A 23618-nucleotide genomic window follows, 5' to 3' on the forward strand; every position below is an offset into this window, starting at 1 on the left:
AGAAACATGGCCTAGAAATCGCGCCGATAGAATAAATCCAGAGAACTGGCCAGCCCGCTGGCAGCCTCAAGGTAGAGCCTTCGGCTCAGTTCATAGCGCAAGGCAATGGTATTCGCCGGCTCAAACACCCCCACGCCATAGCGCAGGCTCAGACGCTCGGACAGGTTGCCGCTGGCCACCACGCTGGTGGTTACCCCAGAGCCCTGGGTGTCGAGCTGAAAGTCACTGATACCCAGGCCCTGCGCCAGGTTATTGACCAGCGGCGCGCTGCCAGCCATGCCCAGGGCCAAGGCGGCTTGCGCCAACATGCTGTTGTCTCCACCACCGCCCTGCCCCAGCGGCCGCCCCATGATCAGGTAGGACAGCGCCTGTTCCTGGCTCATCGCCGGTTCGGAAAACACTTCGCTGGTCGGTTGCGCGGCATTGCCACTCAGGCGCAGGCCGGCAGTCACATCATCGACCTGGCGCACGGCCTCGATATCGAGAAATGGCTGATCGATAGGCCCTGCAAACAGCAGGCGCGCGCGGCGCACATTCAGGCGCTGACCATAGGCGCGGAAACGGCCCTTGTTCAGGCTCAACTCGCCGCGGGTATCCAGGTCATTGCCGATATGCACACGGCCAAGCAGCTCGGCGTCCAAACCAAAGCCGCTGAAGGTCAGGCGCTGCTGGCCGACCTCGACATCGATATCCATGGCAATCGCCGTGGACTGCTGCTGCGCGCTGTCGCGGCCAACCACCTGGGCATCGCTTGAAATCTGCACGGTTGAGGGCGGCAGCTCGCGCACTTCAATCTTGCCGCTGGGTATCAGCACCTTGCCGGCTACCGACAGCTGCTCATCACGCAGACTCACGCGCAGGTCCGGTTCGACTTCCAGCGCGGCATAGGGCTCGACAGTGACCGGTAGACGACTGCCTCGCAGCTGCATGTTCGCCACCAGTCCATCGGACCAGCTCAGCTCGCCATTCAGGCTACCCTGCCCCTGCTCGCCACTGCGCCAATCGCCCTCCAGCAGCAACCGCTCACCCTCGATCTGCGCCTGCAGTTGCAGCTGCTCGATATTCATCGGCAGCTCAGCGCCGCTTATTTCGCCATTGACCACGCGCAGGTTGCCGTTGATCTGCGGCGCCAACAACCCGCCCGACAGGGTGCCGGCGCCATTCAGTTGCCCAGCGATACGCTCGACCATCGGTACAAACGGGCGGGCCAGCGCCAGGTCCAGGCCATTCAGGCGGAAGCTGCCGGACAGCGGCTTGCTCGCCGGGCGCGGATCAAGCTGAGCCTGCAGGGATAGTTCGCCAATGGCCGGGCCACGAAGCTCCAGCAGGCTGTCGATACGCTGCGGGCGTAACTGCGTACTCAGGCGCAGGCTGTCGTAGGCAAATTCCAGCCACTGCTGCTGATCGCGAATGCGCCAGATGCCACTGCCGGCATCCAGTTCCAGGCTGCCATTTGGGCCGCTGGCCGGCATATCCAGTTGCAGCCGGCCGTTGAGCTGACCCTGCCAGGTAAAGTCCTTGGGCCACCACTGCGCCAGGCTGTCCATGGGGAAATTGCTTAGCTGGTAGTTCAGCTTGGGCTGCGGCAGCAGGCGCTGCTCCGAGCCACACAGGCTGGCATCGCCAGAACGCCAGCAATGCGCGCCCAAACTGAGCTGCCCATTGGCCAGGCGCACCAACGTGGCGGGCTGTTGCAGGCGCCAGTCCTGCCCGCCGCTTTGTACCTCGCCACGACTCAGGCTGCCGCGCCAGTTGCCCTTATCCAGCTTGCCGGCCAGAGCCAGTTGGCTTTGCAACAGGGGGCCTTGCAGCTGCAGTTCAAGGCTCTGTTGCTGCTGATCACCAGCGGCGGTGGCAGTCAGGCGGCCCAGGTCAGTTTCACCGAGCTGAATGCCCTGCGCATCCAGCGTGATCCGACCACGCTGGGCGCTATTCAGGCTGGCATCGAGTTTGAGCTGTTGCAGGCGTTGGTCTGCAAAAGCCAGACGCTGACCTTGCAGCTGCAACTGGCCTTGAGGTGCTTGCAGGTTGCCGGCCAGATCCAGCTGGCCATTGAGCTGCCCCTGTAGACCCGGCCAAAGCTGACCCAGTCGCGGCATCGCTAGTAATAACTGGCCGCTCAACTGTTGCTGCAAGGCGGCCTTGCCACTGATGCGGTTATCGCCCAGGCGTACGTCAAGCGTACTCAACTCGCCCTGCTCAAGGCCGCCGGCAAACTTTGCCAGCAGCTTGGCCGGCTGACCGCGCAAACGACCGCTGAGGTCGATATCGGCGCTCAGCTTGAGCTGCTGATTGATCAGGCTGCCAGAGCTGTTCAACGGGCCGGCCAGCGTGCCGGGTAGCTCGGCCAGCCAGTAGGCCGGATCGAGCTGACTCAACTGCAAACGCACATCCCAGCTCAGCTGCTCGGCAAAACCCAGGCTGACCTGGCCTTCGGCGCGGCCTTGGCCGGCCTGCAGGCGCAGCTCGGGCAGATACAGCGCCTGTAGATCACCACTCAGCGGGCTTTGCAGGCTAAACGCGCCGGCCGGGCCATCCAGTTCGGCGGCAAAATGGCCGAGGTAGTTGCCATCCTGATAGGCCAGCTCACCCTTGAGCACCCGCAACGCCACAGGCGCGGGTTCCTCCAGCGGATAAAGGCGCTGCCAGGGGAAGTTCTGCCAGTTAAAGCGGCTGTCCAGACTCAGCCCCTGCTGCCAATTCAGCTCGCCACTGAGCTGCACCTGCTGCTCCGGTCTGGCGGTCAGGCTCAAGTTGCTGATCGCTGCGCCGTCGGCCTTGAGCAACCCCGCCATCGCCAGGGCAATCGGCCCCTCGGCTGCCGGCAAGCTGGCACTGCCGATGACCTGGTAGCCATCCTGCAGATCGCCTTGGGCATTTAGCTCAACCTTCTCAAGATTCAACGTGTCGGGCAGTTCGGCGCTGGCCTTGAAAGCAGCGACCTGCAAACGCAGTTGCGCCGGCAGGTGTTCAGCCAAGGGTTGCAGCCAGCCAGTCAGCTCACCGGTTAGATAACCGCTGCTACTGGCTGTCAGTTGTACCCGCTCGCGCAGTTCACCTTTGAGCTGCAGTGCCACCGGCCAAGCCTGTTGCTCGGGTGCTGGCAATTGCAGTTGCCCGCTCAGTTGCAGCGGCCAGTTGCCGGAGGTTTGCACCTGGCCCTGCAACGCCACCTGCAGATCGGCGGTGCGCAAGCTGAGGTTATCGACCTGAATGCCCTGCGCAGTCCAGCGCGCGGCCACCTGCAGCCCTTGCAACTGTTCGACGCCATTGAGCTGCAGGCTGTCGATATGCACCTGCCCCAGTTGCAACGCCAACGGCAGGCTCAGGTCAGGCAGACGAAACGGCTCGCTGCTGGGCTGCTCATCACCGGGGAAAACCAGACTGACCGGTCCGCTGTGCAGCTGCTCGATGCACAGGGTCAGACGCAGCAGGCAGGCTGGCGACCAATCCAGGCGAGGCGTCATCACCTGCACACTATTCTCGCCTTGCTGCCAGCGCAGCTGTGTCGCGCTCCAGCTACCGCCCAGGCGGCCATTGAAATCGTCCACCTGCAAGCCCGGCACCAGCGTCAATAACCAGCGGCTGCCGCCCTGGGTGCCCAGCAGCAGGCTCAGGCTGATGGCCAGAAGCAGCAGCAGCCCCAGCAGACTGAACAGCACATTGCGTAGCCAGCGCTTCACAGTTCCGGCCCCATGGAAAAATGCAGGCGCACACCGCCCTGATCATCCAGCGGATGTGCCAGATCCAGGCGTAACGGCCCCAGCGGCGACACCCAGCGCACGCCAACGCCCACTGCGCTTTTCAGCGACGGAATCTGCAGCGAGTCAAAGGTGTTGCCTTGATCGAAGAAGCTCGCCAGGCGCCAGCGTTCGGTCAGGCTGTACTGGTATTCAAGGCTGCTGGTAAACAGATAACGCCCGCCGATCTTGTCGCCGGCACGGTTCTCCGGCGACAGGCTCTGGTAGTCATAACCGCGCACGCTCTGGTCGCCACCGGCAAAGAAGCGCAGCGACGGCGGCACTTTGGCAAAGCCATCGGATTCAGTGCCGCCCACTTGTACCCGGCCGAGCAGCCGATGCCGGTTTAATACGGTGGTCAGGCCCTTGAGCTGGATATTGCCGTGCAGCACATTGGCATCGGACAACAGCCCCTTGGCCGCGCCGGACAGATCGAACTGCAGACGGTAGCCGTGGTTGGGGTCGATTTGGTTGTCACTGTGCAGGTAGGAATAACTCAGGCCCGGCATCAGCAGCGTACTGGTGCCGGCGTCATCGCCGAGGTCGTACTCTTCGTGCTGCCATTTCAGTGACAGCACGCGCTGCCAGCCGCTGTCGAGTTTGCTGTGCCATTCCGGGCCGACGGTCAGCAGACGGCTGCTGCTGTCGGTATTGGCCAGGTCTTCGGCCTGGTAGCCACCGGCGATACGCAGCTTATCGGTCAGCGGCGGATCGAGCGGCACGTCGTACCACAGGCCGACATTCTGCCGCGGTGCCGACAGTTCGAACTCCGCGCCATAGCTATGCCCTTGCGGGTTGGCCCAATGCCGCGTCCAGTTGGCCCGGCCACGCGGGCCAACGTCGGTGGAAAAACCCAAGCCCAGGCCCATGCTGCGCGGCTTGCGCGCCTGCAACTGAACCTGCACCGAAATCTGTTCGGAGGCGGCGCTGCCGGGATTCGCATCCACCTGCACGGACTCGAAATAGCCACTTGAGCGCAGCGCCTGATACAGCTCAGCAATCAGCGCCGAGTCATAGGGCGTATCCGCCGGGAACGGCACCATGCGCTGCAGCAATTGCTCATCGAACGGCGCATCGCCGACAAAACTCACCGCGCCCAGTTGATAGCGCGGCCCGCTGAAATAGATCAGCTCGATATCGGCAATCCCGGCATCGGGGTCAATCGTCAGTCGCTGACTACTAAAGCGCCCAGCAAAGAAGCCGTAACGCGAGGCCTGATTCTGAATCTCGCGCTTGGCCGCGTCGTAACGCCCGTGGTTAAGCGGCGCCCCGCTACGCAGCTGCGGATCATTAGGCGTACGGAAATCGCGCAGCTGCGCTGCCGGGCCGTCGATACGCACCACCACATCACGCAGACGCACCGGCTCACCCGGCTGAATACGCAGGGTCAGGCGCGGCGTTGTACCTTCGCTGACCTCTGTGGTGATCTGCGCCTGGTAGTAGCCCAGGGCCTGAGCGGCTTTTTCCGCCTGACTCTCGGCTACCCGGCGAAAGCGTTGCAGGGCTTCGGCATCGCGATCGCCCAGGCTGCCGATATAGCCTTCGATATTGCTTTTCAGCGCGCTATTAGCCGGTTCAACCCGCACGCGCAGCTGTGCTTCGGCCAGGGCCGTAGCACTCAGCAGCAGTAGAAATAGCCCTGCGAAAAGGTTGGAGAACAAAGACATGGGGGCGATGCTAGCACGAGCCAGTGGCCGATTTAGAGCGCTGGCCTGTGCTTTAAGTTGCGACTCGATATGTAACCAAGCATACCGAGCACGCAGCTTAGAGCCTGCTTCGGATCTAGCGAGCTAGAGCCGTGCAAGGCAAAAACAGGCGAGAAACGCAGCGCAGCGGAGTAACAGCCAACGGCTGACCCATGGGTGAGCGCAGCGAATCAAGCGGAGTGTACGAACTGTACATGAGCATTCCGAGACGCCGCGTCCCGGCCTGCTTTTAACGCAGCAGGGCCGACGCGCAGCAGATCCGGGGCGGGCTCTTAGGCGCTGGCTTTGACTGCAACTTGCGGGCTTGGGTGGAAAAACACGTGCTCGATAATCGGGCCGATGGCCACCTCGCCGATTTCCTCGTAACCCTGGCGTTTATAGAAATCCAGGTAGTGCGAATTTCCGGTATCCAGCACCACGCCCTGCGAGCTGGCGTCTTCAGCACACCAGTTGTGCAGTGCTTCGAGCAGTTGCTCGCCGAGGTGCTTGCCCTGGTATTCCGGGTGAATGCCGAGCAGCGGCAGCACGTGATAGGGGCCCGGCGGCAGGCAGGCGATTACCGCGTCGTGGTATTCCAGGTAACGCTTGGTGCAACGGAAACCTGTGGTCAGCAGCATGCGCATGCGCCAGCCCCAGCTTTCGGTGATGTCCATGCGCCGCTGTGGCGGTGCGATCAGCGCCATGCCGATCAGGCGATCGTCAATCAGCAAGCCAATGGCCGGCAGGTCCTCAGAAAAGTGCTGCTGTACCAGCTCGCGCACCGTGGCGCGTACGCGCTGGTCATAGCCTGGCCGCTCGGCCTCGAACAGATAGGCAAAGGTGGGGTCGTGACGGTAGGCGTGGTAGAGCAATGAGCGTGCTTCGCGGGCATAACCGCCATCGAGCATGCGAACTTCGGCGAGACTGTTGGGCATCGAATTGACCTCTGTTGTTCTTGATTTACTGGGCCTGCAGCCACGTTAGCACCGCGTACCCAGCGCCGCCACAGGCTGGCAGGCAGGGCCGGTAATGGGCTAGCATCGCGAGCTTTCCAGAGCCACAGCCAGGACTGCCGCCCATGAAGATCGTCTCCTTCAATATCAATGGCCTGCGTGCACGCCCGCATCAACTGGCCGCATTGATCGACAAACACCAGCCGGATGTTATCGGTCTGCAGGAAACCAAGGTCTCCGACGAGCAGTTCCCCGAGGCGGAAATTCGCCAGCTCGGTTATCACGTGCATTACCACGGCCAGAAAGGCCATTACGGCGTTGCCCTACTCTCGCGCCAGGAGCCCCTGAGCCTGCATAAGGGTTTTCCCGGGGATGCCGAGGACGCGCAGCGGCGCTTTATCTACGGCACCTTTGCCGATGCCCAGGGCAATCCGGTGACGGTAATGAATGGCTACTTCCCGCAAGGCGAAAGCCGTGACCACCCGACCAAATTCCCGGCCAAGCAGCGTTTTTATGCCGACTTACAGCAACTGCTGCTCAGCCAGTTCAGCCCCGAGCAGGCGCTGGTGGTGATGGGCGATATCAATATCTCGCCGGAAGATTGCGACATCGGCATTGGTGAACCCAATCGCCTGCGCTGGCTGAAAACCGGTAAATGCAGCTTCCTGCCAGAAGAGCGCGAGTGGCTGGCCACCCTGAAGAGCTGGGGCCTGGTCGACAGCTTCCGCCATCTCAACCCGGCGGTGAATGACCGTTTCAGCTGGTTCGATTACCGCAGCCGCGGCTTCGAGGACGAACCCAAGCGCGGTCTGCGCATCGACGTGATTCTCGCCTCCCAGGCGTTGCAGGCGCGGATCAAGGATGCCGGCGTCGACTACGACCTGCGCGGCATGGAAAAGCCATCGGATCACGCCCCCATCTGGCTGGAACTGACGCAGTAAGCCTGTAGTAGAGGCTTCACATAGATAAGTGACTGTCATATTGCAGTCACTTTTTTGTCTTATCTTCGCGGCACTTTCACTCACCCATATAAGGTGTTTGCCGCATGTTGCGCGCCTCCTCTGCCTTCGAACGTGATACCTGGATTCGTACCGTCAGCTTTCTGCTGCTCGGCTCCATTTGCTACGCCCTGCCCTGGTCGGTATTCGCCGCCCTGCCCATCCCCAGCGATAACAGCAGCGTGCTGCGTATCCAGGGCTCTAACACCATTGGTGCGCGGCTTGGCCCGGCGCTGGTCAAAGGCTTGCTCGAAGAACAGGGTCTGAGCGCCATTCGCATCGAAGCAGGCGCGGCGGAAAACGAGCAGAAGATCATCGGTAAGACCGCCGACGGCCGCAGCGTAAGCATTGAAGTGGCGGCCCACGGCTCGGGCACCGGTTTTACCTCATTGGCCGATGGCAGCGCCGAACTGGCCGCTTCGTCCCGGCCGATCAAGGACAGTGAAGCCACCAGCCTGCTGAGCCTGGGCGACCTGAAAAGCGCCAGCGCCGAGCAGATCATCGCCCTCGACGGCCTGGCCATCATCCTGCATCCAAGCAATCCGCTGGCGGCGCTGAACACCGCGCAGCTGGCACAGATATTTGCCGGAGAGATCAGCGACTGGGCGCAACTCGGTGCGCCAGCCGGTGCCATTACCCTGTACGCCCGTGATGACAAGTCCGGCACCTTCGACACCTTCAAGGAGCTGGTGCTGAGCGCCAACGGCAAAGTCCTGGCTGCCAACGCCAAGCGCTTCGAGTCCAGCGAAAAGCTCTCCGACTCGGTCAGCCAGGACCCTAACGGCATCGGCTTTATCGGCCTGCCTTATATTCGCCAGGCCAAGGCCGTGGCGATTGCCGCCGGCGACTCGCAACCGATGCTGCCGAGCCTGACCCTGGTTGCCACCGAGGATTACCCGCTGTCGCGCCGGCTGTTTCTGTATAACCAGCCGGAGCTGAGCAACCCCTGGGGCCGCGCCTTGGTGCAGTTCGCCCATAGCACCCGTGGCCAGGCAATTGTCGACCAGAACGGCTTTATCGCGCAGACCGTGCAGGCGGTGAAAATCCCCGCCAATGCGCAAATGCCGGCGAACTACCAGGATTTAGCGAAGAACGCTCAACGCCTGTCGGTGAACTTCCGCTTTCAGGAAGGCAGCGCCAACCTCGACAACAAGGCCCTGCGCGACCTCAACCGGCTGATGACCTACCTGCGTGAGCAGGACAAGCTGCATGACAAGGTGGTACTGGTGGGCTTCGGCGATGCCAAGGCCGACACCGCTCGCGCTGAACTGTTGTCCAAGTTGCGCGCCATGGCCGTACGTCGCGAGCTGAACAAGGGTGGCGTGATCTTCCGCGACATCATCGGCATGGGCGATGAACTGCCGGTAGCCGCCAACAGCGGCGATGACGGGCGGATCAAGAACCGCCGGGTGGAAGTCTGGGTTTACTAGAGCTGGCTCAGCCCTGGCGTTGTTTGCAGGTATTGCTGCATCAGGCAGTGATTAACAGCGCCGAGTGGCTAAGCTGAACAGACTTTCTCGCCTCTATTTGAGGTTCTGCCATGCCCGCTAAACCTCTGCGGCTGATCCTGCTGCTGGCTCTGCTGGTCGTACAAAGCGCCCAGGCCGAGGTGTTCCGGGTGTTTGGTGCACACGATGGCTTCCCCAAGTACTTTGAGGAGGATGGCGAGGCCAAGGGTATTGTCGTGGACATCAGCAAACACTGCCTGAACCAGATGCAGGTGCCCTATCAGATCCAGCTGTTGCCGTGGAAACGTGCCTACACCATGGCCGAGCGCAGTGAAGGCGGCGTGATCGGCTTGTCGATCAGTGAGGAACGCCTGACGCTGTTCGACTTTTCCGAGCCGATCTTCACCGAGCATATCGTGCTGGTGGTGCAGAAAGGCCGTGAGTTTCCCTACGAAAACATCACTGACCTTAAAGACAAGCTGATCGGCGCCACTATCGGCACCAGCTATGGCACTGCGTATGACGAAGCCGTGGCCAACGGCACCCTGACCATCGTCGGTTTCAACGACACCCGCAGCGGCCTGGGCATGCTGCAGCGTGAGCGTATCGATGCGATCCTGCTCGGCTCCAGTGTCGATATCCGCAGGCTCGCCCAGAGCTGGCCAGGCTTGCAGCCCGATGCCTTTACCACCCTGCCGGTGCCGTTCAAGAGCGACAGCAAGCATATGGGCATTGCCAAAGCGCTGAAGATGGGCTGGTTCCTGGAGCAGTTCAATCAGTGCCTGAAGAATGGCCACGACACGGGCATTTTTGCCCCGATCATCTACCAGTACAGCAACTGAATACCCCGCTCCTGCGCTTGCCAAGATTGCCAGCAAGGCCTATTGCTTAATCAGCGTGACGCCGGGCCCCTCTGGCGGTGAGCCTTCACCGTGATGTCGGAGTCACTGAGTTGATTCTCAACTTAGGCAGACATTCGAGGTGGCTTCATGGATAGCCTTGCAAGCATGCTCACAACCCCACTGTTCGGCACCCCTGGCTGGTTCTGGCTGGCCTTTCTGCTGATCATCCTCGGTTTGCTGATACTCGACCTCGGCGTGCTGCACCGCGATCAGCATGAAATCGAGATGCGCGAAAGCCTGCTGCTGTACAGCGGCTACTTCAGCGTTGGCGTGGCCTTTGGCGGCTGGATCTGGTGGCAGCTGGGTGCGACCAAAGCGCTGGAGTTCTACACCGGCTTTCTGGTCGAGCAATCGCTGTCGATGGACAACGTGTTCGTTATGGCGGTGATTCTCAACTTCTTCGCCATCCCCCGGCGCTATCAACACCGCGTGCTGTTCTGGGGCATTCTCGGGGTGATCGTGCTGCGCGCAACGATGATCGGCCTGGGCACGGCGCTGGTGCAGAACTTCGAATGGGTGCTGTACCTGTTTGGCGCGTTTCTGCTGTTTACCGGCGTACGCATGCTTTCGGCTCAGGAAGAACAGCACCCCGACCTCAGTCAGAACCGCCTGCTGCAGTTTCTGCGCAGGCATATTCGAGTGACCGAGGACATGCACGGCGGACGCTTCCTGGTGCGTCAGCCGGATAGAAAGTCGGGCAAGCACCTGCTGCATGCCACGCCGCTGCTGCTGGCGCTGGTACTCATCGAACTGGCTGACCTAGTGTTTGCCGTGGACAGCGTGCCGGCGGTGCTGGCCATCTCCCAGGACCCGTTTATCGTCTACACCTCGAACATCTTCGCGATTCTCGGCCTGCGCGCGCTGTACTTTGCCCTGGCGGCGCTGATGCACCGTTTTATCTACCTCAAGTACGCCCTGGCACTGGTGCTGATGTTTATTGGCGGCAAGATCTTTCTCCACGATATCGTCAAGGTGCCCGCCCTGCTCTCGCTGTGCATGACCCTCGGCTTACTGGCGGGCGGAGTGGTACTGTCGCTACTGAAAACCCGCGCACCCAGGCAGGAGCATTGATCGTTTGAGTTCACCGAGCATCGTTATCGAGCCGCTGCTGCAGCGCGGCAAGCTGCGTTGGCAAGTGCGCATGGGCCGCCGCAGCCTGATCTTTCATCAGGAACAAGCCGCTCGCGCCTTTGCGGCGCAGTTGCATATGCGCATGCTCTGGCTGCAACAGAGCGCTAATCCCGATGATGAGTTTGCTCCGCCGGGAACCCCGCATTAGCCGTAACGCACAAGGCCCGCAAATGCGGGCCTTGTGGTTTTTCAGTGACGCGCTTTAGCGGCTGGCGTTCATCACTTCTTTCGACACGTACTTGCCGATCTCGAACTTGCCGATGGCCGCACGGTGCACTTCATCCGGGCCGTCAGCCAGACGCAGGGTGCGCTGCATGGCGTACCAGTAAGCCAGCGGGAAGTCGTTGGAAACCCCGGCGCCGCCGTGGATCTGGATTGCCCGGTCGATCACCTTCAGCGCGACGTTGGGTGCAACCACCTTGATCTGGGCGATTTCGCTGGCGGCAATCTTGTTGCCCACGGTGTCCATCATATAAGCCGCGTTCAGCGTCAGCAGACGGGCCATATTGATCTCCATGCGCGAGTCGGCGATGTGATCGATATTGCCGCCCAGGCGGGCCAGCGGCTTGCCGAAGGCAGTGCGATTGATCGAGCGTTCGCACATCAGTTTCAGTGCGCGCTCGGCCATGCCGATGGAACGCATGCAGTGGTGGATACGGCCTGGGCCAAGGCGACCCTGGGCAATCTCGAAACCACGACCCTCACCCAGCAGCACGTTCTCGTACGGTACGCGGACGTTTTCGAACAGTACTTCGGCATGGCCGTGTGGCGCGTCGTCGTAGCCAAATACCGGCAGCGGGCGCAGCACTTTCACGCCTGGGGCATCCATCGGTACCAGAATCATCGAGTGTTGTTGATGGCGCGGGCCATCCGGGTTGGTCAGACCCATAAAGATCATGATCTTGCAGCGCGGATCGCAAGCGCCGGAAGTCCACCACTTACGGCCGTTGATCACCCACTCATCGCCCTGGCGCACTGCGCTGGCCTGCATATTGGTGGCATCCGAAGAAGCCACGCCTGGCTCGGTCATGGCGAAGGCGGAACGGATGGTGCCGTCCAGCAGCGGCTTGAGCCACTGCTCTTTCTGCGCTTCATTGGCGTAGCGCACCAGCACTTCCATATTGCCGGTGTCCGGCGCGGCGCAGTTGAACGGCTCAGCGCCGATCAGCGAGCTGCCCATGATTTCCGCCAGTGGCGCGTATTCAGTGTTGGTCAGGCCGGCGCCCAGCGCGGATTCCGGTAGAAACAGGTTCCACAGGCCTTCGGCTTTAGCCTTGGCTTTCAACTCTTCCATGATCGCGGTGGGCTGCCAGCGGTCGCCTTCATTGACCTGCTGCTCGAACACGGCTTCGGCTGGATAGACATGGGTCTCCATAAACGCGGTGACGCGTTCACGCAGCTGCTGAACCTTGGGGGAGTAGGCGAAATCCATGGTGGCTACCTTCTGACGCTGATTTTTGGGGAGTTCGGTGAAGTGGAAATGATGCTAGAACAGGGCTTAGGATTTATCTAATCTATTCTCACCGTGTATAAACATTCATCACCGATATATGATCCACTGATACCGACAACCTGCGGAGCGAGCGTGTAATGAATCTGAACAAGGTCGACCTCAACCTCTTCGTCGTCTTCGATGCCATCTACACCGAGGCCAATCTGACCCGTGCCGGGCAGATCGTCGGCATTACCCAGCCCGCAGTGTCCAACGCCCTCGCGCGTTTGCGCGAAACCTTCAATGACCCGCTGTTTGTGCGCACCGCCCAGGGCATGGTGCCCACGCCAATGGCGCAGAACATCATCGGCCCGGTGCGCAATGCGCTGCAGCAACTGCGCATCTCCGTGCAGGAAAGCCGCATCTTCAACCCGGCGCAGGCCAACAAGACCTTCCGCATCAGCATGACCGACCTCACCGAGGCCATCGTCCTGCCGCCGCTGTTCCAGCGCCTGCGCCGCCTAGCGCCCAACGTGAATATCGAAAGCATGCTGGCCCGGCGCCGCGAAACTACCAAGGAGCTGGCCGCCGGCCGTCTGGATTTTGCCGTCGACGCGCCGCTCAACACTGACCCGCAGGTACGCCACGTCAAGCTGATGGAAGACCGCTACGTGTGCGCCATGCGCCGCGGCCATCCGCTGGCCAAGGAGAAAATCAGCCTGGATGAATACATGGGCCTGACCCATATCCATATCTCCAGCCGTCGCAGCGGCCTCGGCCATGTCGACCTGGCCCTCGGCCGTATGGGCATCCAGCGCAAGATCGCCCTGCGCTCGCAGCATTACCTGATGGCCACCACCGTGCTGCAAGGCACCGACATGGCCATGACCGTGCCGGAACGCTTCGCAAGGCGTAACGACCTGCACTTTGTCGAGCTGCCAATCAAGGACATGACGCCGCTGGAAACCCACATCTACTGGCACGAAAGCACCGACCAGGACCCAGCCAACCGCTGGATGCGCGAGCAGATCATCGAGATATCCCAGCAAGCCACAGCCCTGGAAAAGAAAGCTTAACGGCGAATGCACCGCGCTATCTGTGATCAAGGAAATCGCCTGCAAGACGCCATCACTGTGCTTCAATGGCCTGGACGGCCCTGCCTTTGAAACCGCTGGCGATTAGCTCAGGCGCTGCACGAGGATCACAACATGAATTCAATCCGGATTATCTCTATCGCACTGGTCGTGGCGGGCCTGTTGGGGCTGCTGTATGGCGGTTTCAGCTACACCAAGGACACCACCGCAGTGAAGCTCGGCCCGATCGAGCTCTCGGTGCAGGAGAAGGAAAGAGTCAACGTGCCAGTTTGGGCGGGCATCGGCGCCATACTCGCCGGCGGTTTGCTGTTCGGCTTTGCCGGTAGAAAGCCGTAAGCCTTCCATTTATCCATAGCGCTTAGCTCGGCGCCGATCAGGGACGATTGTTTGCCACTTAAACTGCTATTTATCTGCGCCAAAAATCGCCTACGCAGCCCTACCGCCGAGCAGCTATTCGCTGAGTGGCCCGGTGTGGAAACCGCATCGGCCGGCGTCAATCATGACGCCGACACACCAGTCTGCCCCGAGCTGCTGGCCTGGGCCGATCTGGTTCTGGTGATGCAGCGGGTGCATCGCAGCAAACTGGCCAGCAAATTCAAAGCCCATCTGACCAACAAACGCGTGGTTTGTCTGGATATCCCGGACGACTACGAGTTTATGGACCCCGCCCTGATAGCACTGCTGAACACCAAGATGCAGCGCTTTTTGCCGCCACGCTAAATCCCCGATCTATCTCACCGCTTAGCTAGCGAGGCGGCATCCGTCCGCTCGCGTCTACGAAGTGGCATAAATTCCTCATGGAATCTTTAGCTATCTGCCCTAAGCCTTTGTTTTAAAGGCTATCCGGCGAACCTATAAAACACATCAGCTAGGCGCCCGCTCAAGGTTGTTGACTAAATACCGGCTCAGCCTTACGTTAACGTAAAGGTAAACAAGAGCGCTGCCGTATGTCCGCCACCACCTACTCCATTTCCGAACTGGCCCGCGAGCTGGACATCACCACCCGCGCCATTCGTTTCTATGAAGAACAGCAGATGCTCAGCCCCGAACGCCGTGGCCAGGAGCGCATCTACACTGCCAAAGACAAGGTCACCCTCAAGCTGATCCTGCGCGGCAAGCGCATCGGCTTCTCGCTCGCCGAGTGCAAGGAACTGATCGAGCTGTACGACCCGGTACACGGCAATCACAAGCAGCTGCACACCTTTATGGCCAAGATCGCTGAACGCCGCGCCCAGTTGCAGCAGCAACTGCTGGACATCGAACAGATGCAGCTTGAGCTGGATACCGCCGAAGAGCGCTGCCTAGCTGCTTTGGCTGAAACTGATAAAAAACAAACCGTTATCTCCTGAACTTAATTCGAACAATTACAGGTGGAACCATGAGCTACCCATCCCTCAACTTCGGTCTCGGCGAGACCATCGATATGCTGCGCGACTCGGTGTATCAGTTCTCACAGGCCGAACTGGCCCCGCGTGCCGCGCAGATCGACCGCGACAACGAGTTCCCCATGGACATGTGGCGCAAGTTTGGCGACATGGGCCTGCTCGGCATGACCGTGGAAGAGGAATACGGCGGCACCAACATGGGTTACCTGGCCCATGTGGTGGCGATGGAAGAGATCAGCCGCGCCTCGGCCTCGGTCGGCCTGTCCTATGGCGCTCACTCCAACCTGTGCCTGAATCAGATCCGCAAGAACGGCACCCATGAGCAGAAGACCAAGTACCTGCCCAAGCTGTGCTCCGGCGAACACGTTGGTGCCCTGGCCATGAGCGAGCCGAATGCCGGCTCCGACGTGGTGTCGATGAAGCTGCGCGCCGAGAAGCGCGGCGACCGCTATGTACTCAACGGCAACAAGATGTGGATCACCAACGGTCCCGACGCCCACACCTACGTGATCTATGCCAAGACCGACATCAGCGCCGGCTCACGCGGCATGACCGCGTTTATCGTCGAGCGAGACTACAAGGGCTTCTCCCGCCACCAGAAGCTGGACAAGCTGGGCATGCGCGGCTCCAACACCTGCGAGCTGGTGTTCGAGGACTGCGAAGTACCGGAAGAGAACATCCTCGGCGCCGAAGGCGGTGGTGTACGCGTGCTGATGAGTGGCCTGGACTACGAGCGCACTGTGCTCTCGGGTGGCCCGACCGGGATCATGACCGCCTGCATGGATGTGGTATTGCCCTACGTGCACGAACGCCAGCAGTTCAAACAATCGATTGGTGAGTTCCAGCTGGTGCAGGGCAAGCTGGCCGACATGTACGCCGGCATGAATGCCTCCAAGTCCTACCTGTACAACGTCGCCAAAGCCTGTGATCGCGGCGAGGAATCGCGCAAAGACGCCGCCGCAGTGATCCTCTACACCGCCGAAATGGCCACCAAGATGGCACTGGATACCATCCAGCTGCTGGGCGGCAACGGCTATACCAACGAATACCCGGCCGGCCGCCTGCTGCGTGACGCCAAGCTCTACGAGATCGGTGCCGGCACCAGCGAGATCCGCCGCATGCTGATCGGCCGCGAACTGTTTAACGAAACCAAATAGCCTGACGGAGCGCGCCAGATGGCCATTCTGCACACCCAGATCAACACCCGTTCGCCGGAGTTCGCCGCCAATAGCGCGGCGATGCTTACTCAGGTAAACGACCTGCGCGCCCTGCTCGCCCGCGTTCATGAAGGCGGCGGTGCCAAGGCTCAGGAGCGTCACACCTCGCGCGGCAAGTTGCTGCCACGTGAACGGATCAACCGCCTGCTGGATATCGGCTCGCCCTTCCTCGAAATCGGCCAGCTGGCCGCCCATGAGGTGTATGGCGAAGAAGTACCGGCGGCTGGGGTGGTGGCCGGTATCGGCCGGGTCGAGGGTGTGGAATGCATGATCGTGGCCAACGACGCCACAGTAAAAGGCGGTAGCTACTACCCGTTGACGGTGAAAAAGCACCTGCGCGCGCAGACCATCGCCCAGCAGAATCGCCTGCCGTGCATCTATCTGGTGGACTCCGGCGGCGCCAACCTGCCGCGCCAGGATGAAGTGTTCCCGGATCGCGAGCACTTCGGCCGGATCTTCTTCAACCAGGCCAATATGTCGGCCATGGGTATCCCGCAGATCGCCGTGGTCATGGGTTCCTGCACCGCAGGCGGCGCCTATGTGCCGGCCATGGCCGATGAAGCGATCATGGTGCGCAACCAGGCCACCATCTTCCTCGCCGGCCCGCCGCTGGTAAAAGCCGCCACCGGTGAAGTGGTCAGCGCCGAAGACCTTGGCGGTGCCGATGTGCACTGCAAGACTAGCGGCGTAGCCGACCATTACGCCGACAACGATGAACACGCCCTGGCCCTGGCCCGGCGCAGTATCAGCAATCTGAACTGGCGCAAGCTCGGCGTGCTCAACAACCGTACGCCGATCAATCCGCTTTACAGCGGCGAAGAGCTGTACGGGGTGATTCCAGCGGACGCCAAGCAGCCGTTCGATGTACGTGAAGTGATCGCTCGCACCGTCGATGGCAGCGTATTCGATGAGTTCAAGGCACTGTTTGGCGCAACCCTGGTGTGCGGTTTTGCGCATATCCACGGCTATCCGGTGGCGATTCTCGCCAATAACGGGATCTTATTCGCCGAATCCGCACAAAAAGGCGCGCACTTTATTGAGCTGGCCTGCCAGCGTGGCATTCCTTTGCTGTTCTTGCAGAACATCACCGGCTTTATGGTCGGGCAGAAATACGAAGCCGGCGGTATCGCCAAGCACGGCGCAAAACTGGTCAACGCCGTGGCCTGCGCCAAGGTGCCGAAATTCACCGTGATCATTGGCGGCAGCTTCGGTGCCGGTAACTACGGCATGTGCGGTCGCGCCTATGACCCACGCTTTCTGTGGATGTGGCCGAATGCGCGCATCGGCGTGATGGGCGCCGAACAGGCCGCCGGCGTACTGGTGCAAGTCAAGCACGAGCAGGCCGCTCGCGCCGGGCAGAGTTTCTCCGCCGAGGATGAAGCCAAGCTCAAGCAGCCGATCCTCGAACAGTACGAACGCCAGGGCCACCCCTACTACTCCAGCGCCCGCTTGTGGGACGACGGTGTTATCGACCCGGCGCAAACCCGCGACATCTTGGGCCTGGCGCTGTCCGCCAGCCTTAGCGCGCCGATCGAGCCGACCACCTTTGGCGTGTTCCGCATGTAAGGCAGCGCCCTGCCCCGGATTCTAGAGCGACAGACCATGACCGATTTCAGCACCATCGAACTGCAAACAGACCCACGCGGCTTTGCCACTCTCTGGCTGAACCGTGCGGATAAGAACAACGCCTTTAACGCCGAAATGATCCGCGAGCTGATTCAGGCCCTCGACGCGGTGATGGCCGACAAAAGCCTGCGTTTCCTGCTGCTGCGCGGCCGCGGCAAGCACTTTTCCGCCGGAGCGGACCTCGCCTGGATGCAGCACGCGGCGACCCTGGACTACAACGCCAACCTCGCCGACTCACGCGAGCTGGCCGAGCTGATGCACAACCTTTATCAGCTGAAGATCCCGACCCTGGCGGTGGTGCAAGGCGCGGCATTTGGTGGTGCGCTGGGTTTGATCAGCTGCTGCGATATGGCGATCGGCACAGTTGACGCCCAGCTGTGCCTGTCCGAAGTGCGCATCGGCCTGGCGCCGGCGGTGATCAGTCCCTTTGTCGTGCAGGCGATTGGCGAGCGCGCGGCGCGGCGCTATGCCCTGACGGCTGAGCGCTTTAGCGGTCAGCGCGCACAGGAGCTGGGGTTGTTTGCCGAATGCTATGCCGCCGACGCCCTGGAGCCGGCCGTGGCCGAGTGGATCAACACGCTTCTGCTCAATAGCCCCCAGGCCATGCTGGCGAGCAAAGATCTGCTGCGCGAAGTCGGCAGCGGCGTGCTGACCCCAGCGCTGCGCCGTTACACAGAAAACGCCATCGCCCGTATCCGCGTTAGCCCCGAAGGTCAGGAAGGCCTACGGGCATTCCTGGATAAGCGCAAACCCGCATGGCAGGAGCCACAAGTATGAGCCTTAAGCCTATCGACACCCTGCTGGTAGCCAACCGTAGCGAAATCGCTTGCCGGGTGATGCGCACGGCCAAAGCCATGGGCATTCAGACCGTGGCGGTACACAGCGCCATCGACGCCAACGCCCGCCATGTGCGCGAAGCCGATCTGGCGGTGAATCTTGGCGGTGCCAAGCCGGCGGAAAGCTACCTGCGGATCGACGCGCTGATCGCTGCGGCCAAAGCCAGCGGTGCCCAGGCGATTCACCCAGGTTATGGCTTTCTCTCGGAAAACGCAGGCTTTGCCCGCACTATCGAAGCCGCAGGGTTGATCTTTCTCGGTCCGCCCGCCTCGGCCATTGACGCCATGGGCAGCAAGTCTGCGGCCAAGGCGCTGATGGAAGCCGCCGGGGTACCGCTAGTGCCTGGCTATCACGGCGAAGCGCAGGATGTGGAAACCTTCCGCGCAGCCTCGAACGCAATCGGCTACCCGGTGCTGCTCAAAGCCGCGGCCGGCGGCGGTGGCAAGGGCATGAAAGTGGTCGAGCGCGAAAGCGAACTGGCCGAGGCTCTGGCCAGCGCCCAGCGCGAGGCGCAATCGTCGTTCGGCGACTCGCGCATGCTGGTGGAAAAATACGTACTCAAGCCGCGCCATGTGGAGATCCAGGTCTTTGCCGACTCGCATGGCAACTGCCTGTACTTGAATGAGCGCGACTGCTCGATCCAGCGTCGTCATCAGAAAGTGGTTGAAGAGGCCCCTGCGCCCGGTTTGTCAGCTGAACTGCGCCGAGCCATGGGCGAAGCGGCGGTCAAGGCGGCACAGGCCATCGGCTATGTCGGTGCCGGCACCGTGGAATTTCTCCTGGATGAGCGCGGCGACTTCTTCTTTATGGAGATGAACACCCGCCTGCAGGTCGAGCACCCAGTCACCGAGCTGATTACCGGTCTGGATCTGGTGGCCTGGCAGATTCGCGTCGCCCGTGGCGAAGCGCTGCCGATCACCCAGGAGCAAGTGCCGCTGATTGGCCATGCCATCGAGGTGCGCCTGTATGCCGAAGATCCGGACAACGACTTCCTGCCTGCCACAGGTACCCTGGCGCTGTACCGCGAAGCCGCCGCTGGCCCAGGTCGTCGGGTAGACAGCGGCGTCAGCGAAGGCGATGAAGTCTCGCCCTTCTATGACCCCATGCTCGGCAAACTGATCGCCTGGGGCGAAAACCGCGAAGAGGCGCGCCTGCGCCTGCTGGCCATGCTTAAGGAAACCTGCGTCGGCGGAGTCAGAACCAACCTGGCCTTTCTTACCCGCGTACTGGCCCATCCGGCCTTTGCCAATGCGGAGCTGGATACCGGCTTTATTCCGCGCCACGAGGCGCAGTTGCTTCCTGCGGTGAGCGAGTTACCGGCCGAGTTCTGGCAATTGGCCGCCGAGGCCTTTGTGCAAAGTGACGCGCCACTGCAGCGCAACGACGACAACCACTCGCCCTGGGCCTGCAATAACGGCCTGCGCTTGGGCCTGCCAGCGGAAACCGATCTGCACCTGAGCTGCCAGAGCGAACGCCAGGTAATTCGCCTGCACCATGCTTCGACTTCCACCGTACAGCTGCAAGGCGAAGTCCTACAGGTGGAGCGCGACGGCCTGCGTCAGCAGCATCTGGCGATTCGTCGAGGTAACAGCCTGTATCTGCACTACGCCGGCGAGCTGCGCAGCATTCAGCTTGTCGACCCGATTGCCGAAGTCGAAGCCAGCCATCAGCAGCACGGCGGCCTCACTGCACCGATGAACGGCAGTATCGTGCGGGTACTGGTCGAAGCCGGCCAGCAGGTCGAAGCCGGCACTGCGCTGGTGGTGTTGGAAGCGATGAAGATGGAACACAGCATCCGCGCTCCGCATGCCGGCACCGTCAAGGCGCTGTATTGCAGCGAGGGCGAGATGGTCAGCGAAGGCGCCATGCTGGTGGAACTCGATGAAGCCAGCGCATAACGATGTTTTGTAGGAGCGGCCTTGGCCGCGATCAGGGTTTATCGCGGCCAAGGCCGCTCCTACAGGTGAGCACAGCAACGTAGGATGGGTTGAGCAACGCGATACTCATCGAGACGAACAACGAGGCAACGATGAACCTACCCAAACAAGTCCGCCTGGTCGAAGTCGGCCCGCGCGACGGTTTGCAGAATGAGAAACAACCGATCAGCGTGGCCGACAAGGTGCGTCTGGTCGATGATCTGTCGGCCGCAGGCCTCAGCTATATCGAGGTGGGCAGCTTTGTCTCGCCCAAGTGGGTGCCGCAAATGGCTGGCAGCGCCGAGGTGTTTGCGCAGATCCAGCAGTTGCCAGGTATTACCTACGCGGCCCTGGCCCCCAACCTCAAAGGCTTTGAAGGCGCGCTGGAAGCGGGCGTGCGCGAAGTGGCGGTGTTTGCCGCGGCTTCGGAAGCTTTCTCGCAGAAGAACATAAACTGCTCAATCAGCGAGAGCCTTGAGCGCTTTGTCCCAGTAATGGACGCCGCCAAGCAGCATGGCATTCGCGTGCGCGGTTATGTTTCCTGCGTACTGGGCTGCCCCTATGACGGCAGCGTGCCGCCCGAGCAAGTCGCCAGCGTGGCTCGTGAGCTGTATGCCATGGGCTGCTATGAGGTTTCCTTGGGCGACACCATAGGTGCCGGCACTGCCGGAGCAACCCGTCACCTGTTCAACGTGGTCGGCCGCGAGGTGCCACGTAATTTGTTGGCCGGACACTTCCACGACACTTATGGCCAGGCTTTGGCCAATATCTACGCCAGTCTGCTCGAAGGCATCAGCGTATTCGACAGCTCGGTTGCGGGTCTGGGCGGCTGCCCTTACGCCAAAGGCGCCACTGGCAATGTTGCGACCGAAGATGTGCTGTACCTGCTTGAAGGCCTGGGCATCGAAACCGGTATTGATATGGGCCGGCTGATCGCCGCAGGCCAGCGTATTTGCGCGGTGCTGGATAAACCGAATGGTTCGCGGGTGGCACGGGCGCGGCTGGCCAGCGCGTAAATCTGTCTGCATCTGGCTAGGAAAACCACTGCCGTCAGGCTTTGTTTACAGCCTGTAAAGCCCGAGCCCCAGATGCCGCGTGCCGGCCCTGCCTTCGGTGCAAAACTGCTACAACAGCCGCCAGGTCGGCAGCCGAGCAATAAGGGTCGCTACAGGTCAAGGCTGTCTGCGACCAGTAGGCTAGCGTGCCATCGGCCAGGCGCAACAGCTCGGCACAATAAGAATTACGGCACCTGCCGAATGAGGAATCGACATGCAACAGCCCTTGTGGACACCCTCCAAGGAACGTATCGCCGCCACCCGGATGGACGGCTTCCGCCGCTTCGTCAATCAGCGCCACAGCCTACAACTGGCCGACTATCCGGCGCTGCACGCCTGGAGCGTGGAACAGCGTGAGGCCTTTTGGCAGGCGATTGTCGAGTTCTTCGAGATCCGCTTTAGCGCCCAACCCGAGGCAGTGCTGCAAGAAGGCAGCGCCATGCCCAGCGCCCACTGGTTTCCCGGGGCAACGCTGAACTTTGCCGAACACCTGCTGCGTCGCCGCGATCACCACCCTGCCCTAATCGCCATTGGTGAGGACGGTTCGCGCGAGCAACTGAGCTATGCCGAGCTGGCCGCCCATGTCGCGGGTTTGCAACGCAGCCTGCGAGAAGCCGGCGTTGGTATCGGTGAGCGCGTTGCCGCTTTTATGCCCAACACCTGGCAAACCCTGGTCGGTATGCTTGCCGCCAGCAGCCTCGGTGCGACCTGGTCGAGCTGCTCGCCGGATTTTGGCACCCAGGGCGTGATCGACCGCTTCGGCCAGATCGAGCCCAAGGTACTAATCGCCGCCGCCGGCTACCGCTACGCCGGCAAGAATCTCGACCTGAGCGGCAAACTCAATGAAATCCTCGAACGCCTGCCCTCGCTTGAGCAGCTGATTGTGGTGCCCTACTCCAATGCCCAGGCCAAAGCCGCCGACTTCCAGACCTCGGCCAAGGTCGCGCTGTGGCAGAATTTCTATCAGCCCGGCGGCGAACCCGAATTCACCCAGGTACCGTTCGATCACCCGCTGTATATCCTCTATTCCAGCGGCACCACGGGCGTGCCCAAGTGCATCGTGCATGGCAGCGGCGGCACCTTGCTGCAGCACGTCAAGGAACTCGGTCTGCACACTGACCTGCATGCAGACGACACGCTGTTCTACTACACCACCTGCGGCTGGATGATGTGGAACTGGCTGGTCTCGGGCCTGGCTCTGGGCGCGACCCTGGTGCTGTTTGACGGCTCGCCTTTTCACCCCGGCGCGGAACGCCTGATCGATCTGATCGACGCGGAAAACATCAGCATCTTCGGCACCAGCGCCAAATTTCTCGCAGCTCTGGAAAAAGCCGGTGCCAAGCCGGGTAACACGCACAAACTGCAACGGCTCAAGGCCATTCTGTCGACCGGCTCGCCGCTGTCCCACGAGAGCTTCGAATACGTCTACCGCGAGATCAAAGCCGATCTGTGCCTGTCGTCGATCTCCGGCGGCACCGATATCGTTTCCTGCTTCGCCCTCGGCAACCCGATGCTGCCGGTGTGGCGCGGTGAGCTGCAATGCAAAGGCCTGGGCATGGACGTGCAGGTGTGGAACGACGCGGGCCAAGCCGTTACGGGCGAAAAAGGCGAACTGGTCTGCGCCCAGCATTTCCCCAGCATGCCCGTGGGTTTCTGGAAGGATGGCGACGGCAGCAAGTTCCAGGCGGCCTACTTCGAGACGTTCCCCGGAATCTGGGCCCACGGCGATTACGCAGAGATCACCGCCCATGCTGGGCTGGTGATTCACGGTCGCAGTGACGCAGTACTCAACCCTGGCGGCGTACGTATCGGCACCGCCGAGATCTATCGCCAGGTGGAGAAGGTCGAAGCCGTGCTGGAGTCCATCGCCATCGGCCAGGAGTGGGACGACGATGTGCGCGTGGTGCTGTTTGTGCGACTGCGCGATGGCATCGAACTGACCGACGCGCTGCAAACGCAGATCCGCCAGGTAATCCGCGCCAACACCACACCGCGCCATGTACCGGCGAAGATCATTGCCGTGGCAGATATCCCACGCACCATCAGCGGCAAGATCGTCGAACTGGCGGTGCGCAATGTGGTGCACGGCAAACCAGTGAAAAACACCGATGCCCTGGCTAACCCGCAGGCGCTAGAGCTGTATCGCGACCTGGCTGACTTGCAGAACTAAAGTACCAAAACTCCAGCCTTGCTCGGCAC

Annotated in this window: 19 protein-coding genes; 15 read left to right on the forward strand and 4 right to left on the reverse strand. The window is 61.4% G+C overall.

The window, feature by feature from the left end; genetic code table 11:
* Positions 1-11: 11 nt before the first annotated feature.
* From ACQ4LH_RS03125 to ACQ4LH_RS03135, 3 genes are all read right to left on the reverse strand, one after another.
* The gene (locus tag ACQ4LH_RS03125; protein ID WP_430695877.1) at positions 12-3683 is read right to left on the reverse strand and encodes a translocation/assembly module TamB domain-containing protein; all 3672 of its coding nucleotides are present in this window, start codon (positions 3681-3683) and stop codon (positions 12-14) included.
* Positions 3680-5407 (reverse strand): autotransporter assembly complex protein TamA, encoded by a 1728-nt coding sequence (locus tag ACQ4LH_RS03130; RefSeq protein ID WP_430695878.1) that lies wholly within the window; start codon positions 5405-5407, stop codon positions 3680-3682. Before ACQ4LH_RS03130 ends, ACQ4LH_RS03125 begins: the two co-directional genes overlap by 4 nt.
* A gap of 311 nt (positions 5408-5718) precedes the next feature.
* A complete protein-coding gene (locus ACQ4LH_RS03135) occupies positions 5719-6360 on the reverse strand; it encodes a GNAT family N-acetyltransferase (protein ID WP_430695879.1) in 642 nt (213 codons plus the stop codon).
* 143 nt (positions 6361-6503) lie between these two features.
* On the opposite strand from ACQ4LH_RS03135, the gene xthA reads away from it, so the two are divergent.
* The 5 genes from xthA to ACQ4LH_RS03160 all read left to right on the forward strand — a co-directional run bounded on the left by xthA (position 6504) and on the right by ACQ4LH_RS03160 (position 11005).
* On the forward strand, positions 6504-7319 hold the full coding sequence (gene xthA / locus ACQ4LH_RS03140; protein WP_430695880.1) for an exodeoxyribonuclease III: 816 nt from the start codon (positions 6504-6506) through the stop codon (positions 7317-7319).
* Between the two features lie 104 nt (positions 7320-7423).
* Positions 7424-8806 (forward strand): substrate-binding domain-containing protein, encoded by a 1383-nt coding sequence (locus tag ACQ4LH_RS03145; RefSeq protein WP_430695881.1) that lies wholly within the window; start codon positions 7424-7426, stop codon positions 8804-8806.
* Positions 8807-8916: 110 nt separating this feature from the next.
* Complete coding sequence (locus ACQ4LH_RS03150) at positions 8917-9666, forward strand: substrate-binding periplasmic protein (protein WP_430695882.1); 750 nt, start codon at positions 8917-8919, stop codon at positions 9664-9666.
* A gap of 147 nt (positions 9667-9813) precedes the next feature.
* On the forward strand, positions 9814-10797 hold the full coding sequence (locus tag ACQ4LH_RS03155) for a TerC family protein (protein WP_430695883.1): 984 nt from the start codon (positions 9814-9816) through the stop codon (positions 10795-10797).
* Positions 10798-10801: 4 nt separating this feature from the next.
* The gene (locus tag ACQ4LH_RS03160; RefSeq protein WP_430695884.1) at positions 10802-11005 is read left to right on the forward strand and encodes a hypothetical protein; all 204 of its coding nucleotides are present in this window, start codon (positions 10802-10804) and stop codon (positions 11003-11005) included.
* Between the two features lie 54 nt (positions 11006-11059).
* Here ACQ4LH_RS03160 and ACQ4LH_RS03165 read toward each other — a convergent pair whose 3' ends face one another.
* Positions 11060-12289, reverse strand: a complete 1230-nt coding sequence (locus ACQ4LH_RS03165) for an acyl-CoA dehydrogenase (protein ID WP_305591534.1) — start codon at positions 12287-12289, stop codon at positions 11060-11062.
* 158 nt (positions 12290-12447) lie between these two features.
* Here ACQ4LH_RS03165 and ACQ4LH_RS03170 point away from each other — a divergent pair, with 158 nt between their 5' ends.
* The 10 genes from ACQ4LH_RS03170 (at position 12448) to ACQ4LH_RS03215 (ending at position 23589) form a co-directional block, all read left to right on the forward strand.
* The gene (locus ACQ4LH_RS03170) at positions 12448-13365 is read left to right on the forward strand and encodes a LysR family transcriptional regulator (RefSeq protein ID WP_430695885.1); all 918 of its coding nucleotides are present in this window, start codon (positions 12448-12450) and stop codon (positions 13363-13365) included.
* 132 nt (positions 13366-13497) lie between these two features.
* Positions 13498-13719: a hypothetical protein gene (locus tag ACQ4LH_RS03175; protein ID WP_305591538.1), complete on the forward strand. Its 222-nt coding sequence runs from the start codon at positions 13498-13500 to the stop codon at positions 13717-13719.
* Positions 13720-13770: 51 nt separating this feature from the next.
* Complete coding sequence (locus tag ACQ4LH_RS03180; protein ID WP_430695886.1) at positions 13771-14103, forward strand: low molecular weight protein tyrosine phosphatase family protein; 333 nt, start codon at positions 13771-13773, stop codon at positions 14101-14103.
* A 227-nt stretch (positions 14104-14330) separates the two neighbouring features.
* The gene (locus tag ACQ4LH_RS03185; RefSeq protein WP_090253868.1) at positions 14331-14732 is read left to right on the forward strand and encodes a MerR family transcriptional regulator; all 402 of its coding nucleotides are present in this window, start codon (positions 14331-14333) and stop codon (positions 14730-14732) included.
* Positions 14733-14761: 29 nt separating this feature from the next.
* On the forward strand, positions 14762-15925 hold the full coding sequence (locus tag ACQ4LH_RS03190; protein ID WP_430695887.1) for an isovaleryl-CoA dehydrogenase: 1164 nt from the start codon (positions 14762-14764) through the stop codon (positions 15923-15925).
* A gap of 18 nt (positions 15926-15943) precedes the next feature.
* Complete coding sequence (locus ACQ4LH_RS03195) at positions 15944-17551, forward strand: carboxyl transferase domain-containing protein (protein ID WP_430695888.1); 1608 nt, start codon at positions 15944-15946, stop codon at positions 17549-17551.
* Between the two features lie 36 nt (positions 17552-17587).
* Positions 17588-18388, forward strand: a complete 801-nt coding sequence (locus ACQ4LH_RS03200; RefSeq protein ID WP_430695889.1) for a gamma-carboxygeranoyl-CoA hydratase — start codon at positions 17588-17590, stop codon at positions 18386-18388.
* A complete protein-coding gene (locus ACQ4LH_RS03205; protein ID WP_430695890.1) occupies positions 18385-20346 on the forward strand; it encodes an acetyl/propionyl/methylcrotonyl-CoA carboxylase subunit alpha in 1962 nt (653 codons plus the stop codon). Before ACQ4LH_RS03200 ends, ACQ4LH_RS03205 begins: the two co-directional genes overlap by 4 nt.
* A gap of 131 nt (positions 20347-20477) precedes the next feature.
* A complete protein-coding gene (locus ACQ4LH_RS03210) occupies positions 20478-21380 on the forward strand; it encodes a hydroxymethylglutaryl-CoA lyase (protein ID WP_430695891.1) in 903 nt (300 codons plus the stop codon).
* A gap of 253 nt (positions 21381-21633) precedes the next feature.
* A complete protein-coding gene (locus ACQ4LH_RS03215) occupies positions 21634-23589 on the forward strand; it encodes an acetoacetate--CoA ligase (protein ID WP_430695892.1) in 1956 nt (651 codons plus the stop codon).
* Positions 23590-23618 lie beyond the last annotated feature (29 nt).

This window comes from Pseudomonas peli (genome assembly GCF_050563605.1).
Taxonomy (GTDB): domain Bacteria; phylum Pseudomonadota; class Gammaproteobacteria; order Pseudomonadales; family Pseudomonadaceae; genus Aquipseudomonas; species Aquipseudomonas peli_A.

Coding starts and splice junctions, on each gene's coding strand:
- ACQ4LH_RS03130 (WP_430695878.1), bottom strand. CDS start 5,407: ATGTCTTTGTTCTCCAACCTTTTCGCAGGGCTATTTCTACTGCTGCTG.
- ACQ4LH_RS03135 (WP_430695879.1), bottom strand. CDS start 6,360: ATGCCCAACAGTCTCGCCGAAGTTCGCATGCTCGATGGCGGTTATGCC.
- xthA (WP_430695880.1), top strand. CDS start 6,504: ATGAAGATCGTCTCCTTCAATATCAATGGCCTGCGTGCACGCCCGCAT.
- ACQ4LH_RS03145 (WP_430695881.1), top strand. CDS start 7,424: ATGTTGCGCGCCTCCTCTGCCTTCGAACGTGATACCTGGATTCGTACC.
- ACQ4LH_RS03150 (WP_430695882.1), top strand. CDS start 8,917: ATGCCCGCTAAACCTCTGCGGCTGATCCTGCTGCTGGCTCTGCTGGTC.
- ACQ4LH_RS03155 (WP_430695883.1), top strand. CDS start 9,814: ATGGATAGCCTTGCAAGCATGCTCACAACCCCACTGTTCGGCACCCCT.
- ACQ4LH_RS03165 (WP_305591534.1), bottom strand. CDS start 12,289: ATGGATTTCGCCTACTCCCCCAAGGTTCAGCAGCTGCGTGAACGCGTC.
- ACQ4LH_RS03170 (WP_430695885.1), top strand. CDS start 12,448: ATGAATCTGAACAAGGTCGACCTCAACCTCTTCGTCGTCTTCGATGCC.
- ACQ4LH_RS03175 (WP_305591538.1), top strand. CDS start 13,498: ATGAATTCAATCCGGATTATCTCTATCGCACTGGTCGTGGCGGGCCTG.
- ACQ4LH_RS03185 (WP_090253868.1), top strand. CDS start 14,331: ATGTCCGCCACCACCTACTCCATTTCCGAACTGGCCCGCGAGCTGGAC.
- ACQ4LH_RS03190 (WP_430695887.1), top strand. CDS start 14,762: ATGAGCTACCCATCCCTCAACTTCGGTCTCGGCGAGACCATCGATATG.
- ACQ4LH_RS03195 (WP_430695888.1), top strand. CDS start 15,944: ATGGCCATTCTGCACACCCAGATCAACACCCGTTCGCCGGAGTTCGCC.
- ACQ4LH_RS03200 (WP_430695889.1), top strand. CDS start 17,588: ATGACCGATTTCAGCACCATCGAACTGCAAACAGACCCACGCGGCTTT.
- ACQ4LH_RS03205 (WP_430695890.1), top strand. CDS start 18,385: ATGAGCCTTAAGCCTATCGACACCCTGCTGGTAGCCAACCGTAGCGAA.
- ACQ4LH_RS03210 (WP_430695891.1), top strand. CDS start 20,478: ATGAACCTACCCAAACAAGTCCGCCTGGTCGAAGTCGGCCCGCGCGAC.
- ACQ4LH_RS03215 (WP_430695892.1), top strand. CDS start 21,634: ATGCAACAGCCCTTGTGGACACCCTCCAAGGAACGTATCGCCGCCACC.